The 14634-nt window shown below is 63.5% G+C and carries 10 protein-coding genes and 1 tRNA gene; 7 read left to right on the plus strand and 4 right to left on the minus strand.

Annotated elements, in window-relative coordinates:
• Window positions 1-4: 4 nt before the first annotated feature.
• From lon to K426_RS12360, 5 genes are all read left to right on the plus strand, one after another.
• Window positions 5-2401, plus strand: a complete 2397-nt coding sequence (gene lon, locus K426_RS12340; protein ID WP_066557468.1) for an endopeptidase La — start codon at window positions 5-7, stop codon at window positions 2399-2401.
• Between the two features lie 177 nt (window positions 2402-2578).
• A complete protein-coding gene (locus tag K426_RS12345) occupies window positions 2579-2851 on the plus strand; it encodes an HU family DNA-binding protein (RefSeq protein ID WP_007688799.1) in 273 nt (90 codons plus the stop codon).
• Window positions 2852-3141: 290 nt separating this feature from the next.
• A tRNA-His gene (locus K426_RS12350) sits at window positions 3142-3218 on the plus strand.
• A 65-nt stretch (window positions 3219-3283) separates the two neighbouring features.
• The gene (gene hisI / locus K426_RS12355) at window positions 3284-3667 is read left to right on the plus strand and encodes a phosphoribosyl-AMP cyclohydrolase (protein ID WP_066561733.1); all 384 of its coding nucleotides are present in this window, start codon (window positions 3284-3286) and stop codon (window positions 3665-3667) included.
• Window positions 3654-4187: a hypothetical protein gene (locus tag K426_RS12360; protein WP_066561732.1), complete on the plus strand. Its 534-nt coding sequence runs from the start codon at window positions 3654-3656 to the stop codon at window positions 4185-4187. The genes hisI and K426_RS12360 overlap by 14 nt, the downstream gene beginning before the upstream one ends.
• Before the next feature lie 28 nt (window positions 4188-4215).
• Here K426_RS12360 and K426_RS12365 read toward each other — a convergent pair whose 3' ends face one another.
• The 4 genes from K426_RS12365 to K426_RS12380 all read right to left on the minus strand — a co-directional run bounded on the left by K426_RS12365 (window position 4216) and on the right by K426_RS12380 (window position 9514).
• Window positions 4216-5412 (minus strand): MFS transporter, encoded by a 1197-nt coding sequence (locus K426_RS12365; protein ID WP_066561735.1) that lies wholly within the window; start codon window positions 5410-5412, stop codon window positions 4216-4218.
• Window positions 5413-5530: 118 nt separating this feature from the next.
• On the minus strand, window positions 5531-6199 hold the full coding sequence (locus K426_RS12370; protein WP_066557473.1) for a L,D-transpeptidase family protein: 669 nt from the start codon (window positions 6197-6199) through the stop codon (window positions 5531-5533).
• Between the two features lie 58 nt (window positions 6200-6257).
• Window positions 6258-8525, minus strand: coding sequence for an NADP-dependent malic enzyme (locus K426_RS12375; protein WP_066557480.1), 2268 nt, complete (start codon window positions 8523-8525; stop codon window positions 6258-6260).
• 62 nt (window positions 8526-8587) lie between these two features.
• A complete protein-coding gene (locus K426_RS12380; RefSeq protein WP_066557482.1) occupies window positions 8588-9514 on the minus strand; it encodes a LysR family transcriptional regulator in 927 nt (308 codons plus the stop codon).
• Window positions 9515-9606: 92 nt separating this feature from the next.
• Here K426_RS12380 and K426_RS12385 point away from each other — a divergent pair, with 92 nt between their 5' ends.
• Together K426_RS12385 and alaS are read left to right on the plus strand one after the other, a co-directional pair.
• Window positions 9607-11700, plus strand: coding sequence for a malate synthase G (locus tag K426_RS12385; protein WP_066557484.1), 2094 nt, complete (start codon window positions 9607-9609; stop codon window positions 11698-11700).
• Between the two features lie 140 nt (window positions 11701-11840).
• A complete protein-coding gene (gene alaS / locus K426_RS12390; RefSeq protein WP_066557486.1) occupies window positions 11841-14495 on the plus strand; it encodes an alanine--tRNA ligase in 2655 nt (884 codons plus the stop codon).
• Window positions 14496-14634 lie beyond the last annotated feature (139 nt).

Raw genomic sequence — 14634 nt, forward strand, 5'->3', positions numbered from 1 at the left:
GTGAATGACTACGCAATATCCCCTTCTTCCGCTGCGCGACATCGTCGTCTTCCCGCAGATGATCGTGCCGCTCTTCGTAGGCCGCGACAAAAGCGTTTCCGCGCTCGAATCAGCGATGGAAGGCAACAAGGAAATCTTTCTCGTTTCCCAGCTCGATCCCGCAGAGGATGATCCGGGTCAGGATTCGCTCTACGATACCGGCGTCATTGCCGTGGTCCTGCAATTGCTGAAGCTGCCCGACGGCACGGTCCGCGTGCTGGTGGAGGGCAAGCAGCGCGCCCGGCTTGGCGGCATCGCCAATGCCGATGGCCATATGGTTGCCGATGTGACCGAGGTCGAGGAACTGGCCGCCGAAGGCCCCGAAGCCGCCGCGCTGATGCGCTCTGTGGCCGAACAGTTCGAAAATTACGCCAAGCTCAACAAGAAGCTGCCTGCCGAAACGCCGGTGCAGTTGCGCGAGATCGAGGATGCTGGGCGTCTGGCCGATGCCATCGCCGCCAATATCAACGTCAAGGTTGCCGACAAGCAGTCGCTGCTGGTCGAGGCCGATCCGGTCAAGCGCCTGGAGATGGTCTTTGCCTTCATGGAAGGCGAGCTGGGCGTGCTCCAGGTCGAGAAGAAGATCCGTGGCCGCGTGAAGCGGCAGATGGAAAAGACCCAGCGCGAATATTATCTGAACGAGCAGTTGAAGGCGATCCAGCGCGAGCTGGGCAATGGCGAAGGCGAGGAAGGCGACGAGCTTGCCGAACTCACGGAGAAGATCGCCAAGGCCAAGCTCAGCAAGGAAGCCCGCGCCAAGGCGACGGCGGAGCTCAAGAAGCTCAAGGGCATGCAGCCCATGTCGGCCGAAGCGACAGTGGTACGCAACTATCTCGACGTGCTGCTCGGCCTGCCCTGGGGCAAGAAGGGCAAGGTCAAGACCGATCTCAAGAAAGCGCAGGCGATCCTGGATGAGGATCATTTCGCGCTGGAGAAGGTCAAGGACCGGATCATCGAATATCTCGCCGTCCAGGCGCGCACCAACAAGCTGAAGGGGCCGATCCTGTGCCTTGTCGGCCCTCCGGGCGTCGGCAAGACCTCGCTTGGCCGTTCGATCGCCAAGGCGACGGGCCGCGAATTCGTGCGCCAGTCGCTGGGGGGCGTGCGCGACGAAGCGGAAATCCGCGGCCATCGCCGCACCTATATCGGTTCGCTGCCGGGCAAGATCGTGACCAATCTCAAGAAGGCGGGGACGATGAACCCGCTCTTCCTGCTGGATGAGATCGATAAGCTCGGTCAGGACTTCCGCGGCGATCCGGCCTCGGCGCTGCTGGAGGTGTTGGACCCTGAACAGAACAGCAAGTTCCAGGACCATTATCTGGAGATCGACGTCGATCTGTCCGACATCATGTTCGTGACGACGGCCAATTCGCTGAATCTGCCGCAGCCGCTGCTCGACCGCATGGAGATCATCCGGCTCGAAGGCTATACCGAGGATGAGAAGGTCGAGATCGCCCAGCGGCACCTGCTCGCCAAGCAGATCGATGCCCATGGCCTCAAGGAAGGCGAGTTCGAGGTCACCGAGGACGCGGTTCGTGACCTGATCCGCTATTACACACGCGAGGCTGGCGTCCGCACGCTGGAGCGCGAAATAGCGCGTCTCGCCCGCAAGGCGCTGCGCAAGATCCTCGAAGGCGCTTATGACAAGGTCGTCATCACGCCGGAAAATCTGGCCGATTATGCCGGTGTGCGGAAGTTCCGCCATGGCGTGGGCGAGGAAGAGCATCAGATCGGGGCGGTGACGGGCCTGGCCTGGACCGAGGTGGGCGGCGAATTGCTGACCATCGAGGCAGTGACCGTTCCCGGCAAGGGCGCGATCAGGACCACCGGCAAGTTGGGCGAGGTCATGACCGAATCGGTGCAGGCGGCCTTCTCCTATGTGAAGGCGCGCTCGCCCGGCTACGGGATCAAGCCCAGCATCTTCAACCGCAAGGATATCCACATCCACCTTCCCGAAGGCGCGGTGCCCAAGGATGGTCCATCGGCGGGCATCGGCATGGTAACGACCATCGTGTCGACGCTGACGGGCATTCCGGTCCACAAGGATGTGGCGATGACCGGCGAAGTCACGCTGCGCGGGCGGGTGCTGCCGATCGGCGGCCTTAAGGAAAAACTGCTCGCGGCCCTGCGGGGCGGTATCAAGACGGTACTGATCCCTGCCGAGAATGAAAAGGACCTGGCGGAGATCCCGGCCAATATCAGGGAGGGGTTGGAGATTGTTCCCGTGTCCCATGTGGACGAGGTGCTGGCCCGCGCGCTGATGTCGAAGCCGGAAGCAATCGCCTGGACCGAGGAAGACGATCTGGCCGCCCAGCCGAATCCGGCGCAGGGACGGGACGGGGAAGCGTCGATCCGGCACTGAACCGGATCAGGAAATATCGGGTTTGACGGCTATTCAACAAGGTTTTGACGTAAAATCTTGTCTGGGTAGCCGTCGATGCAGCTTTCCCTTTGACAAGGCCCCAAAGCTGCGCCTTATTGCGCCGCCTACGCCGCGATTCCTAAGTTATCCAAACAGCTAGAAGGGGGTTCCCAAGGCATGAACAAGCAGGATCTTATCAGCGCAGTGGCTGAAAGCAGCGGCCTTTCCAAGAGCGACGCCAGCAAGGCCGTCGAGGGCGTTTTCGATGCGATCACTGGTGCGCTCAAGAAGGGCGACGAAGTTCGCCTGGTCGGTTTCGGCACTTTTTCCGTTTCGCAGCGCAAGGCTTCGACCGGTCGCAACCCGCGCACCGGCGAAACGATGACGATCAAGGCTTCGGCTCAGCCGAAGTTCAAGGCCGGCAAGGGTCTGAAGGATTCGGTCAACTAAAAGGTCCAGGGGCGCTCTTTCAAAGAGCGCCTTTGTCTGTTTTTTTAGAGCCGGCGTCGCGGTTGGCGAAAGTTTTACGGAGAGAAGTTTCAGGATTTGGGCGCAGCGGCACGGAGCCAGTCTCCCATGCGCGTGCCCATTTCCGAAAGGCATGAAAAGGGGTGAGGGCGTCAGGCTCGTCACCCCTTTTCTTTTTTATTTTGGCCTCATGCTTTTTTCGGCATCAGGCCGCTTGACGGCGCGGGATGGGCCGCATATGTCGCCCTTCTCTCAGGGGCACGGCCCTTGTGGCGATCGTAGCTCAGTTGGTTAGAGCGCCGGTTTGTGGTACCGGAGGTCGCGGGTTCGGATCCCGTCGATCGCCCCATTTTCTCCCTTATCCCTTGATAATCGGGGCTTCGCATGAGGCTCCGTGCGCTCTATAGCCCGCTGATGGACGAAGCGCGCGACAGAGGCCTGACCCTCAACCCCAAATATGACCGAGACGGCCTGATCACCGCCGTCGTCACCGATGTGGACAGCGGCGAAGTGCTGATGGTCGCGCATATGAATGCAGAGGCGCTCAAGCTCACCATGAACACCGGCTTCGCTCATTTCTGGTCGCGCAGCCGCCAGTCGCTCTGGAAAAAGGGCGAAACCTCCGGCCACATGCTGGAAGTCCGCGACCTTCGCATCGATTGCGATCAGGACGCCGTCTGGGTGAAGGCCGTCCCCGCCGGTCCCACCTGCCATACGGGCGCTCGCTCCTGCTTTTTCCGCCATATCGGCCCGGAAGGCCTTGCGCCGGTCACGCCGGACGCCGATGCGGCTGATTAGCCTGGGCGCGCTGGTCCTGCTCGCTGCGTGCCAGCGTGAAGCTGCGCCCGCGCCGGGCCGACATGAGACCGGCGTCCAGACAGGTTCGGGCCTTGAACGCGCAGCCATTGAAACCGGCGTGATTGAGGACGCGGCGCAAATTCCGGCCATCGGCCTCTACCAGCGCACCCATGAGGCGGGCCGCGATGCGCTTTGCGTGATCCCGGCGAAGAATGGCGATTACCGCTTCGGCCTGGAAGCGACCTTCGGGGAAGATCAAAGCTGCACGGGTGGAGGTTCGGCGCGCCGCGCAGGCGACAAGCTGATCCTCAGCTTCTCCCGCAGCGATCATTGCATTGTCGTCGCGCAATATGACGGCGATCAGATAGCGTTTCCCGGCGTGGTCGACATGAAGTGCGCCGATGTCTGCAAAGGCCGGGGGTCGCTCGAAGGCGTCAGTTTCCCGCGCATCGCCAGCGACGCGGCTTCAGCGCTCCAGGCGCGCGACAGCGCTGGTTACGCTCTCTGCAAGCCGGATTAGAGCGGTTTGTGAACCAACGGCAGTCGGCTTATTCGCAAGGAATGGGCGCCAGCCGCATCGAGCGCTGACGCTGGTTCAGTGCGAACAGAAAGATTGCGAGACCTGCCAGCGCCAGCGCCGCGCCGATCCACCCGGTCGAAGTAAAGCCATAGCCCGCCGCAATCGCCATGCCGCCCAACCACGGCCCCAGCGCATTGGCGAGATTGAAGGCGGCATGATGCGCCGCCGCCGCCAGCGTTTGCGCATCGCCCGCCACGTCCATCAACCGGGTCTGGAGCACGCTGCCCAGACCCCCGCCACAGCCGATCAGGAAGATCACCAGCGACAGGCTCCAGATATTCCCTGCCATCAGCGGGAACAGCGCCAGCGACGCAGCGCTCCACAACAGCACGATGACCGCCGTTCGGCTCTGTGCCCGATCCGCCGCCCAGGCCGCGACCAGATTGCCGATGGTCAGACCGATGCCGAAGATCGCCAGCACCACCGGCACCAGCTGCTCCGACACATGGGTCACCGAAATCATGGTCGACGCGACATAGGTATAGACGGCGAACATCCCGCCGAAACCGATCGCTCCGGTCAGCAGCGTCAGCAGCACCTGTGGTTCCCGCAACGCGCCCAGTTCCCGCATCGGGCTGGCTTCCGGATCGCCCGCGTCGCGTGGCGCGTACAGCGCTACCAGCGTCATGGTGATCATCGCCAGCAGCGCGACGATGCCGAAGCCCCAGCGCCACCCAAGCGCCTGTCCCGTCCAATTGGCCACCGGCACGCCGATGACGGTCGCGACGGTCAGGCCGGTCATCACCCGCGCCACCGCCAGCGCTCGCCGGTCGCTCGGCACCAGAGACGCTGCCACCAGCGCCGCAACGCCGAAATAGGCGCCATGGGGCAGGCCGCTCAGAAAGCGGAACAGAAGCATGGTCGCATAATCGGGCGAAACGGCGCTGAGGCCATTGCCGATCGCGAACAGGGCCATCAATCCGATCAGCAGCGTCCGCCGGGGCAATCGGGCGCCAAGCACGGCGATCACCGGCGCTCCGACCACCACGCCCAGCGCATAGGCGCTGATCGCATGGCCCGCCATCGGCTCGCTGATCCGCAGATCGTCCGCGAAAAAGGGCAGCAGGCTCATCGCCGCGAATTCGGTCGTGCCAATGGCGAAAGCGCCCATGGAGAGCGCAAGAATGACAAGAGCGGGATGTACCGCGCGGCTGGCTTGCGCCATCGGCTGCTCCATGTTGCGATGCGATAGGGGTTAAGCCCCGCACATGATCACGTTACCATGGAGAATCAAGCTGTAGCCCGGATGAATTTATTGCAGGTGCGTTGATATTCGGCGCAACTCAGGCAGCGGTTTTGGCATGGCTGGTGTCGAGCATCTTGCCATCGGTGATCACCACCAGATCGCCCAGATTCGCCACGCCGAACAACTTTTTCGCGAAAGCCTTGGGCACGCCGATGCAGCCATGGGTGGCATTGCCCCACTGCACGTCGCTGCCGTGGATCGCCACGCCGTCGCTGGTCAGTCGCAGCGTGTAAGGCATGGGCGCGTTGTTGTAGGTGCGCGAATAATGATCCGCATCCTTCTCCGTGATCGGAAAGGCTCCGATCGGACTGGGCTTGTCGTCCGCGCCATAGATGATGACCGCCGATCCGATCTCATAGCCCGCCCGGAAGACGGATAGCGTTTGCGCCTTGAGGTCGACGGTGATGATGACCGGTCCCGTTGCGGGAGCGCCGCCTTCGTCCCAGACATAGTCGCCATGGCGAAAGGGGCCGTCGATCGGCAGAACGCGCTTCACCAGCAGTGCATGTGGATCGACCGTTACGGGCTGGGCGCGGGTCCGTTCGATGGGCTTGGCTGGCGTGGCCGCTTTGGTCGCCTGAACAGGAGCAGGCCGGTGCGGCGCAAGGTCGCGTCCGCGTCCCATCGACAGACCCAGCAACAGCGCCACAGCCGCGACGCCGCCGCCTATCGCCAGCTTCACCCCTGTCGAAATCCGTCCCGCCATGAACCGTCCGTCACCGCAAAAAACCTTCGCCGGATTATCGCAGAAAAAGGTTAAGGCTTCAGCCCTCGCGCTCCACTTCCGCTGCGGCGATGGCGGTCAGGTTCAATATGCCCCGCGCCGTCACGCCGGGCGTCAGCACATGGACCGGCTGCGCCAGCCCCACCAGCATCGGCCCGACCGTAGGCGAACTGGACGAAGCCGACAGCGCCGTCAGCGTGATGTTCGCCGCGTCCAGATTGGGCATGACCAGCAGATTGGCCGGACCTTCGAACCGCGAATCCGGGATCAGCCGCTCGCGCAGCCCCTGGCTCAGCGCGGCATCGGCATGCATTTCGCCATCGACCATCAATTCGGGCGCGGCCTTCCTCACCAGCTTGAGCGCCTCGCGCATCTTGCGCGCGCTGGGCGAGTGGGACGCCCCGAAATTGGAGTGCGAGAGCAGCGCTATGCGCGGCGTCAGGCCGAAATGCTTGAGCTCCGTCGCCCCCAGCAGCGCCATTTCCGCGATCTGCTCCGGTGTTGGATCGGGCACCATATGGGTGTCGGTGATGAACAGCGCACCGGCGTCCAGAATGAGTCCCGACAGCGCATAGATACGGCTGTTGCCCGGCGTGCGGTCGATGATGCGCAGCACATGCTCGACCTCGCCCCAATATTCGCTGTTGCCGCCGACCAGTGCGGCATCGACGCGGCCGGTGCGCAGCAGCATGGCGGCGGTGACGCTCGGACGGCGGTAGACATGACGCACGACCTCGTTGGACGATACGCCCCGCCGCGCGGCAACGCTCCGATAGGCCTCGACCAGTTCGCCCATCAACAGATGGTCGGTTTCGGGATCGACCACCTCGACATCGCGGTCCAGTTGGAAACGCAGACCCAGATCCGGCAGCTTCTGGTCCAATATCCGCCGCCGCGCCACGATGACCGGGCGGACGATGCCTTCGTCCAGCGCATCCTGAATGGCGCGCAGCACGCGCTCATCCTCACCCTCGCCATAGGCGATGCGCCGCTGGGTGCCGCGCGCCGCCTCGAACACCGGCAGCATGAGTTGCGCCGAGCGAGTATTCTGCTGGGCAAGTTGGCGCTTGTAGACCTCAAGATCGAGCTGCTTCTTGGCGACGCCGCTGTCCATCGCAGCCTTGGCGACGGCGGTGGCGATCTCCGCGATCAGGCGGGGGTCGAAGGGGGTGGGGATGATATAGTCCGGCCCGAAGACCAGCTTGCGCCCGCCATAGGCCTGGGCGACGCTGTCATGGGCGGGCATCCGGGCGAGATTGGCTATGGCGTCGGCGGCAGCGACCTTCATCGCCTCGTTGATTTCGGTCGCCCGCGCATCGAGTGCGCCCCGGAAGATATAGGGGAAGCACAGGACGTTGTTGACCTGATTGGGATAGTCCGAGCGGCCGGTCGCAATGATGGCGTCGGGACGGGCTTCTCGCGCCGCTTCCGGGCGGATTTCCGGCTCCGGATTGGCGAGCGCGAAGATCAGCGGATTGGGCGCCATCAGTGGCAGCCATTCGGGCTTCAGCACGCCCGGCGCCGACAGGCCCAGGAACAGGTTCGCGCCCGGCAGCACGTCCGGCAAAGTCCGTGCATTGGTGGTGCGGGCATAGCGGGCCATGTTCGGCAACATGCCCTCGCGTTCCGAATGAATGACGCCATCCTTGTCGGTCAGCGTCACATTTTCGATCGGCAGGCCCATGGATACCAGCAGGTCGACGCAGGCCAGCGCCGCCGCGCCCGCACCGGACGTCACCAGCTTCGCATCGGCCAGCGTCTTGCCCTGCAGCACCAGCGCGTTGCGCACCGCCGCCGCGACGACGATGGCCGTGCCATGCTGGTCGTCGTGGAAGACCGGGATGTTCATCCGCTTCTTCAGCTCCGCCTCGATGGCGAAGCATTCCGGCGCCTTGATGTCCTCAAGGTTGATGCCGCCGAAGGTCGGCTCCAGCAGGGCGACGGCTTCGATGAATTTCTCGGGATCGGTGGTGTCGACCTCGATGTCGAACACGTCGATATCCGCGAATTTCTTGAAGAGGACGGCCTTGCCCTCCATCACCGGCTTGGAAGCCAGCGCGCCGATGGCTCCCAGCCCCAGCACCGCCGTGCCGTTGGAGATCACCGCGACCAGATTGCCGCGGGCGGTATAGTCCATCGCCTTTTCGGGATCTTCGGCAATGTCGATGCAGGGCGCGGCGACGCCGGGCGAATAGGCCAGCGCCAGGTCGCGCTGGTTGACCATGCGCTTGGTCGGTTCGATCCTCAGCTTTCCGGGTTGCGGATAGCGGTGATAGTCTAGGGCGGCGCGCCGGGTGTTTTCGTCCATGGGATGGCCTCTAGAGTGATTTGGAGCGAAATGGAACATTTCGCGGCTCGGAAATCACGGCATCAAAAAGGCTGCTTTTCCGCTGGGGCAATGCCCGACCGCTCCCAAGGCGGGCTGGGGGCATAGAGTTGACCAAGAAAATCGACAAAGGCGGTGATGGCGAGTGGCGGATTATTCTGCGGCAGATGAACGGCATAGAGGCCGACATCCGCCGATCCCTCATGGTCCGGCATGATCTGCCGAATGTCGCCGCGTGCTAGCGCGTCGCTCACGTCCCAGAGCGAGCGCAGCGCGATGCCCACGCCCGAAAGCGCCAGTTCGCGCACCATTTCGCTGCTATTCGTGCGGACATGGCTGTCGCCTTCGACGGAAGTCGCGCCCTTGGGCCCGATCAGCCGCCAAGGCAATTGCCCATCCGCCGCGAGCAAGCGATGTTTCCGGAGATCGGAGATCGTCTCCGGCACCCCGAACCGCTCCAGATAAGCGGGCGCGGCGCACAAGACCCGCCGGTTGGTCGCCAACCTGCGCGCGGCCAGCCCCGGCCCCGGATCGGAACAGATGCGAATGGCTAGGTCCGCCCGCGTCGCCAGCAGGTCGGCATAGTCGTCCGACAGGTCGATCTGCATCCGCACCTTGGGATGCGTTTCCAGAAATCGGCCCAGATAGGGCGCGACATGCATCCGCCCGAAGGATGTCGGCGCCGATACCCGCAAAGTCCCCGTCGCCTCCGCCGAAGCACCGGACACGCGCTGCTCCGCCTCATCCAGCGCCGCCATGATCGCGCGCAGATCGTCATGCAGCCGCTCGCCCGCCGGGGTCAACGCGAGCCGACGCGTCGTCCGGTGGATCAGCCGGGTGCCCAGCCGCTCCTCCAGCCGAACCAGTCGCTTCGACACCATGGCGGGCGAGATATTCAGCCGCCGTCCCGCCGCCGCCATGCCGCCTTCGTCCACGATGGTCGCGAACAGGTCATAATCCGGGTCCATCATTTGTTTCACCAGAGGAAAATCTGAATTCAAATAATATCGTCTACCGAACATAATGTGATCCGTCTATGGTCCCGCGCAAAAGGAGATCATCCATGACCAGCATGACCGATCGCGCAGGCCTCCAGGTCGCGCAGCAACTCGCCAGCTTCATCGAGGAACGGGCGCTCCCCGGCACGGGCATAGAGGCCGGAGCTTTCTGGCAGGGCGCCGCCGCGATCTTCGCGAAGTTCGCCCCGGAAAATGCCGCGCTGCTCGCCAAGCGCGATGCGATTCAGGAGCAGATCGACGCCTGGCACGGGGAAAGCGGTGGGCGCAGCTTCGATGGCGCGGCCTATCAGGGCTTTCTGCGCGAGATCGGTTATCTCGTCCCCGAACCGGCGCCGTTCCAGATCGGCAGCGAGAATGTCGATGACGAAGTCGCCCGCCTCGCCGGGCCGCAATTGGTCGTTCCGATCCTCAACGCCCGTTTCCTGCTGAACGCCGCCAATGCGCGCTGGGGCAGCCTCTATGACGCGCTCTACGGCACCGACGCGATTCCCGGCGCGGCGGCGGGCAAGGGCTATGATGCGCAGCGCGGCGCGCAGGTCATCGCTTGGGCCAAATCCTTCCTCGACGAAGCCATTCCGCTCGCTAGCGGCTCTTGGGCTGACCTTACCGGCGGCGACATCCAGTTGGCCGACCCGGCCCAATATCGCGGCAAAAGCGAAAAGGGCCGCCTGTTCCGCCATAACGGCCTGCACATCGAAGTCGTCTTCGACCGCTCGCATCCGATCGGCAAGGACGACCCTGCTGGCATAGCCGACGTCATCCTCGAATCCGCCCTTACCACCATCTGCGACCTGGAAGACTCGGTCGCCGCGGTGGATGCGGAGGATAAGGTCGCCGCCTATTCCAACTGGCTCGGCCTGATGCGGGGCGACCTCAGCGACACGTTCGAAAAGAATGGCGCGATGATGACCCGCGCGCTCAACCCGGATCGCAGCTACACCGCGCCCGACGGCAGCAGCTTAACCCTGCCGGGCCGCAGCCTGCTGTTCGTCCGCAATGTCGGCCATCTGATGACCACCCCGGCAATCCTGCTCGCCAACGGCCAGGAAACCCCGGAAGGCATTCTCGACGGCATCGTCACCACGCTGATCGCCTTGCACGACCTCAAGAGGAAAGGTGGCAACAGCCGCACTGGCAGCGTCTATATCGTCAAACCCAAGATGCACGGCCCTGAAGAAGTCGGTTTCACCAATCGCCTGTTCGACGCCATTGAGGATCTGCTCGGCCTTGCCCGCCACACGCTGAAGGTTGGCGTCATGGATGAGGAACGCCGCACCTCTGCCAACCTCGCCGCCTGCATCGAGGCAGTGAAGGACCGCATCGTCTTCATCAACACCGGCTTCCTCGACCGCACCGGCGACGAGATGCACACGTCGATGCGCGCCGGCCCGATGATCCGGAAGGGGGAGATGAAGACGTCCGACTGGATCACGGCCTATGAAGACCGCAACGTCCAGATCGGCCTCGCCTGTGGGCTTTCCGGCCGCGCCCAGATCGGCAAGGGCATGTGGGCCGCGCCGGACCGCATGGCCGATATGCTCGACCAGAAAGTCGGGCATCCGAAGAGCGGCGCCAACACCGCCTGGGTTCCGTCCCCCACCGCAGCGACGCTGCACGCGACTCACTATCATCGCATCGACGTCTTCGCCCGCCAGGTTGAGCGCAAGGCTGAAGCCATCGCACCGCTGGATAAGCTGCTGACCATCCCGGTCGCGCAGGGCCGCAACTGGTCCGAAGAGGAAATCGCTCAGGAACTGGACAACAACGCCCAGGGCATCCTTGGCTATGTCGTCCGCTGGGTCGATCAGGGCGTCGGCTGCTCCAAGGTTCCCGACATTCATGATATCGGCCTGATGGAAGACCGCGCCACGCTGCGCATTTCCTCTCAGCATATGGCGAACTGGCTGCTCCACGGCGTCTGCACGGCGGAACAGGTCGACGCCGCCTTCACCCGCATGGCGGCCAAGGTCGATGCCCAGAATGCCGGCGATCCGCTCTACCGGCCCATGAGCGGCAATCCGTCCAGCCTGGCCTGGCAGGCCGCTCGCGCTCTGGTGTTCGAAGGCGTCGGCCAGCCCAATGGCTATACGGAACCGCTGCTCCACAAATATCGCGCGCTGGCGAAGGCGGCGGCGTAACCAATGTGCCCCCTCCTGCTATCGGGAGGGGGCAAATGAGACGCTACCCGTCCCAATCCAAAACCCCATCGACCGATATTCCAATAAACGACGAAAAGCCCCGCTTGTGCGTTGGAGCGCTTCCCACTAAATCGCGCCTCATGACTTCGACCAACGACATTCGCCGCTCCTTCCTCGACTATTTCGGGGCCAACGGCCACACCATCGTCCCATCGGCGCCTCTGGTGCCGCACAACGACCCGACGCTGATGTTCGTCAATGCGGGCATGGTGCCGTTCAAGAATGTCTTCACAGGGCTGGAAACCCGCCCGTACAACAAGGCGACGTCGAGCCAGAAGTCGGTCCGTGCCGGCGGCAAGCATAACGACCTCGACAATGTCGGCTACACCGCGCGCCACCATACTTTCTTCGAAATGTTGGGCAATTTCAGCTTCGGCGACTATTTCAAGGAACAGGCGATCACCCACGCCTGGACCCTGCTGACCAAGGAATGGGGCATCCCGGCCGAAAGGCTGACCGCCACCGTCTATCACACCGACGATGAAGCCTTCGACCTTTGGAAGAAGATTGCAGGCCTGCCCGAGCACAAGATCATCCGCATCCCCACCAAGGATAATTTCTGGGCGATGGGCGATAGTGGTCCTTGCGGTCCCTGCTCGGAAATCTTCTACGATCATGGCGAGCATATCTGGGGCGGCCCTCCGGGAAGCCCGGAGGAGGATGGCGACCGCTTCGTCGAGATCTGGAACCTCGTCTTCATGCAATATGAGCAGGAGGCGAATGAGATCGTCTCCGAACTGCCCAAGCCGAGCATCGACACCGGCATGGGCCTGGAACGCGTCGCCGCTGTACTTCAGGGCGTCCACGACAATTACGACACCGACACTTTCAAGGCGCTGATCGAGGAATCGGGTGCGCTGACCAAAACCGCTATCGATGGCGAGCATAAGGCCAGTCACCGCGTCATCGCGGATCACCTGCGCTCGACCAGCTTCCTGATCGCGGATGGCGTGCTGCCCGCGAACGAAGGCCGCGGCTATGTGCTGCGCCGCATCATGCGCCGCGCCATGCGCCACGCCCACATCATCGGCGCGAAGGAGCCTTTGATGCATCGTCTGGTCGGGAGTCTCGTCTCCGAAATGGGCGGCGCTTATCAGGAACTGGTCCGCGCCCAGCCGCTGATCGAGGAAACGCTGCTGCGTGAGGAAACCCGCTTCCGCAAGACGCTGGAAAACGGGCTCAAGCTGCTCGACGAAGCGACCGGCGACTTGCACGAAGGCGGCACGCTCTCCGGCGAAACCGCGTTCAAGCTCTACGACACTTTTGGCTTTCCCTATGACCTGACCGAAGACGCGCTGCGTTCGCGCGGCCTCGGCGTCGATCGCGAAGGCTTCGACAAGGCGATGGCGGAACAGAAGGCCGCTGCCCGCGCCGCGTGGAAGGGATCGGGCGAAAAGGCGTCGGACGAAATCTGGTTCGACATTGCCGAAAGCACCGGCAGCACCGAATTCATCGGCTACACCGCCACAGTGGGCGAGGGCGAAGTCCTCGCGCTGGTCAAGGACGGCGCGCGCATCGATGCGGCCGGGCCGGGCGATGAGGTCATGATCATCACCAACCAGACGCCCTTTTACGGCGAAAGCGGCGGCCAGATGGGCGACGCGGGCACGATCAGCTCGCAGGCGGGCTTGGTCGCGGATGTGGAAGATACAGCCAAGCCGCTCGGCCGCCTCCATGCTCACAAGGCAAAGGTCGGCGCGGGCAAGATCAAGGTTGGCGACACCGTTCACCTGAGCGTGGACGTCAACCGCCGCGATCGCATCCGCGCCAACCACAGCGCGACGCATTTGCTGCATGCCGCACTCCGCAACCAGTTGGGTGCGCATGTCACGCAGAAGGGCAGCATGGTCGCGCCGGAACGCCTGCGCTTCGACTTCTCCCATCCCGAGGCGCTGACCCACAGCCAGATTTCCGCGATCGAGGCTGAGGTGAACGAGCAGGTCCGCCATAATGAGGCGGTGACGACCCGCCTGATGACGCCCGACGACGCCATCCAGGCAGGCGCCATGGCCCTGTTCGGGGAAAAATATGGCGATGAAGTCCGCGTTCTTTCGATGGGGACGGGTGACGCGCACAGCTATTCGGTCGAACTCTGCGGCGGCACCCATGTCCGCGCAACGGGCGACATTGCGATCTTCAAGATCATCTCGGAATCTGCCGTCTCATCCGGCGTCCGCCGCATCGAGGCGCTGACTGGCGAAGCGGCGCGCCTCTGGCTGTCCGACCGCGAGGATCGGCTGCGCCAGTCCGCCGCCGCGCTCAAGACGACGCCGGAGGAAGTCCCGGCCCGCATCGCCGCGCTGGTCGAACAGAGCCGCAAGCTCGAACGCGAATTGGCCGAAGCGAAGAAGGCATTGGCTTTAGGCGGCGGCGGCTCCGCACAGGCGGCAGGCCCCGAAAAGGTCGGCGCCATCGACTTCATCGGTCAGGTCATAGGAGGCCTTGACCCCAAAGAGCTGCGCGGCCTGGTCGACCAGAACAAGGCGACCTTGGGCAGCGGCGTCTCCGCGGTCCTCGCCGTTGTCGACGGGCGTGCCACCATCGCCGTCGGCGTGACCGATGATCTGAAGGACAGCATCAGCGCCGTCGACCTTGTACGCGCGGGCGTGGAAGCGCTGGGAGGGAAGGGCGGCGGCGGCCGTCCGGATATGGCCCAGGGTGGTGGCCCTGAAGGCGACAAGGCACAGGCCGCGATTGAAGCGGTCAAGGCTACCCTCGCCAACGTTCCAGCCTAAGTCCATCCCCTGCTGTAAGCGGGCCTTTCACCTGTCTAATAAGGGTGGTTAGCGGACGTTCTGTTTCGCGCTGTTTTCTTGAATTACACCGTGTTCCTGCGAAGGCAGGAACACGGATGCGCTCAATGGCAGCTAATGG

This window comes from Sphingobium sp. TKS (assembly GCF_001563265.1).
In the GTDB taxonomy this organism is placed as follows: domain Bacteria; phylum Pseudomonadota; class Alphaproteobacteria; order Sphingomonadales; family Sphingomonadaceae; genus Sphingobium.

Coding starts and splice junctions, on each gene's coding strand:
- K426_RS12365 (WP_066561735.1), bottom strand. CDS start 5,412: ATGGCGCAAGCCAGCCGCGCGGTACATCCCGCTCTTGTCATTCTTGCG.
- K426_RS12385 (WP_066557484.1), top strand. CDS start 9,607: ATGACCAGCATGACCGATCGCGCAGGCCTCCAGGTCGCGCAGCAACTC.
- K426_RS12360 (WP_066561732.1), top strand. CDS start 3,654: ATGCGGCTGATTAGCCTGGGCGCGCTGGTCCTGCTCGCTGCGTGCCAG.
- lon (WP_066557468.1), top strand. CDS start 5: ATGACTACGCAATATCCCCTTCTTCCGCTGCGCGACATCGTCGTCTTC.
- K426_RS12345 (WP_007688799.1), top strand. CDS start 2,579: ATGAACAAGCAGGATCTTATCAGCGCAGTGGCTGAAAGCAGCGGCCTT.
- alaS (WP_066557486.1), top strand. CDS start 11,841: ATGACTTCGACCAACGACATTCGCCGCTCCTTCCTCGACTATTTCGGG.
- hisI (WP_066561733.1), top strand. CDS start 3,284: ATGGACGAAGCGCGCGACAGAGGCCTGACCCTCAACCCCAAATATGAC.
- K426_RS12380 (WP_066557482.1), bottom strand. CDS start 9,514: ATGATGGACCCGGATTATGACCTGTTCGCGACCATCGTGGACGAAGGC.
- K426_RS12375 (WP_066557480.1), bottom strand. CDS start 8,525: ATGGACGAAAACACCCGGCGCGCCGCCCTAGACTATCACCGCTATCCG.
- K426_RS12370 (WP_066557473.1), bottom strand. CDS start 6,199: ATGGCGGGACGGATTTCGACAGGGGTGAAGCTGGCGATAGGCGGCGGC.